We start from the raw sequence: 2,504 nt of genomic DNA on the forward strand, positions 1-2,504 counted from the left end.
GCCATCGTGACCGGAGGGGCCTCGGGCCTCGGGCTCGAGACGACGCGCGCTCTCCTCCATGCCGGGGCCGAGGTCATCGTGCCGGCGCGAAGCCCTGAGCGGGCAAGAGCCGCCTTACGCGGGCTTTCCGGCGCGACCGTTGAACCCATGGACCTGGCGGATCCGCAGTCCGTGGCCACGTTCGCTGCTCATGTCGTGTCCGTCGGTCGGCCCGTATCGATCCTCGTCAACAGCGCGGGCATCATGGCAACACCTGAGATGCGGGACGCCGAGGGCCACGAGGCGCAGTTCGCGACGAACCATCTCGGCCACTTCCGTCTTACGCTCGGCCTCTGGCCCTCGCTTGTCGCGGCCGGAGGCGCACGCGTCGTCAGCGTCTCCTCGCGCGGTCACCAGATCGCCGGGGTCGACTTCGAGGACATCGACTTCCGGGTTCGTCCCTACGACAAGTGGGTTGCGTATGGGCAATCTAAAACGGCCAATGCCCTCTTTGCGATGGCGCTGGACCGCCGGGGACGGAGTCACGGCATCAGAGCCTTCTCGCTTCATCCAGGCCAGATCCTGACGGATCTCGCCCGGCATCTCAGCGCCGAAGAGATCGCTTCCTTCGACGCTCTGGACGAGGAAGGGCGCCCGATCATCGATCCCGCGCGCGGCATGAAGACGGTCGAGCAAGGGGCAGCAACGAGCGTCTGGTGTGCCACGAGCCCGCGTCTCGACGGCCTCGGCGGCGTCTACTGCGAGGACTGCGACATCGCCATCGTCAACAACCCAAGCATGGGAAGGAAAGGCGTCAACCCCTGGGCTTGCGACCCGGACTCCGCTGAGCACCTGTGGCAACTATCCGTTGCGTGGACAGGCTTGGACATTGTTTAAGTCCCGTGTCATCGCCATGAAGACATCGACCTCTTTCGACATCATAACTACGAATGACGGCTTCCATGCTTGTATCGAGCGGAGCCGGCGGTCCGCTCCACCCGATCCGGTCATCGCCGGGGAGATCCCATCACAAGAGCAACGGCGCAATCGGGGGCCGGTAGCAGACCGTCCGCTATTTGGGACTTCAAACGAGAAGCGGACATTTCGTCGAAGAATAATCGAGGCCGGAACTGTGAAGGGTTTCGGACGCCGGCCCGATCACGATGGTGGGGCTGATCGCGCGGGCCGGCGTCGGAAAGCCTCCAGGGGAGGAAACCGCGGTCCGACGTGGGCGAGGGTCGAGGTCGTCGCGGTGCTATGGGGATTTTGGGTCTGGGCTGGGGGCTGTGTGGTCTTGCTGGTGACGGTTGCTAGAGCACCTGACAGTCCTGAACAGTGCCGTGGGGCTGCCGGCGCCCTTTGAGGAGGGCGCGGCCGGCCGCCATGACCAGGCCGAGCGTGGGATCGACGGCGCGAGGACGTAGCTATCCTTTGCGCCTGCGACGCAGCCTGCCGGATGAAGCTGGAGTTCGAGAGAGGCGGCGCTGCTCATGAGGTATCGATCCTGATGGTGGAGGCGGCGGGCCAGGTCTTCGGCGCCGCGCCCCGGGCGAAGGTCTCGATGATGGTCATGATGCCGGCGCAGCACCGGCAGCGCAGCGTGGCTTCCGGTCGTTTCTCCTCGGTAGGCGTGACTCCCTCCGGCGAGGCGCGCAGCTGCCGGTCTACGAGGAGCGCCCGGATCCTGTCGATGTTGGCGGCGCGCACGGCGCTCGCAAACAGGCCGTAGTGCCGGATGCGATGGAAGCCATCGGGCAGGACATGGAGCAGGAAGCGGCGGATGAACTCGTCCACCGGCAGCGTCATGGCCTTGATCCAGTTGTTGCCCGTGGCCTTGGCCCGGGCGCGATAATCCTTCCAGCGGAAGGTGACGCCGCGGTCGTCCAAGGCGAGGAGCCGGCTGTTGGAGATCGCCACGCGGTGGGTGTAGCGCGACAGATAGGCGAGCACCGCCGCGGGTCCCGCGAAGGGTCGCTTGGCATAGACGACCCACTCGGCCCGACGCAGGGGCGCGAGCATCGCCTGGAAGGCAGGGGTGTCTGCCAGTGGGGCGAGATCGCCGAAGAAGGTGAGTTGGCCGGCGGCATGCAGCGCCCGGAGCCCGTCGAGAAACAGCCGCCGGAACAGGCGGGACAGCACCCGCACCGGAAGGAAGAACCGGGCCCGGCCGGCGACCCAGCGCGACCCATCGACAGACAATCCCCCGCCGGGCACCACGGCATGGACATGGGGATGGTGGGTCAGCGCCGATCCCCAGCTGTGGAGCACGGCGGTGATGCCGATGCGGGCGCCGAGATGCCGCGGATCGGCTGCGATGGTGGCCATCGTCTCGGCCGAGGCCTTGAACAGCAGGTCGTAGACCGCAGCCTTGTTCTGGTAGGCGATGGCACCGATCGCGGCCGGCAGGGTGAAGACGAGATGATAATAGGGCACCGGCAGCAGCTCGGCCTGCCGGGCGGCGAGCCAGTCCCGGGCGGTTGCTCCCTGGCACCTGGGGCAGTGCCGGTTGCGGCAGGAGTTGTAGG

At 66.8% G+C, this 2,504-nt stretch carries 2 protein-coding genes; one reads left to right on the forward strand and one right to left on the reverse strand.

What is annotated here, in order from left to right:
- On the forward strand, nucleotides 1-876 hold an 876-nt coding region (locus J2X65_RS26855), incomplete at its 5' end, for an SDR family NAD(P)-dependent oxidoreductase (RefSeq protein WP_310208552.1).
- Between the two features lie 591 nt (nucleotides 877-1,467).
- Here the strand turns inward: J2X65_RS26855 and J2X65_RS26860 are convergent.
- A partial coding sequence (locus J2X65_RS26860; RefSeq protein ID WP_310208555.1) for an IS91 family transposase occupies nucleotides 1,468-2,504 on the reverse strand: 1,037 nt, incomplete at its 5' end.

This window comes from Ancylobacter sp. 3268 (genome assembly GCF_031456575.1).
GTDB lineage: Bacteria > Pseudomonadota > Alphaproteobacteria > Rhizobiales > Xanthobacteraceae > Ancylobacter.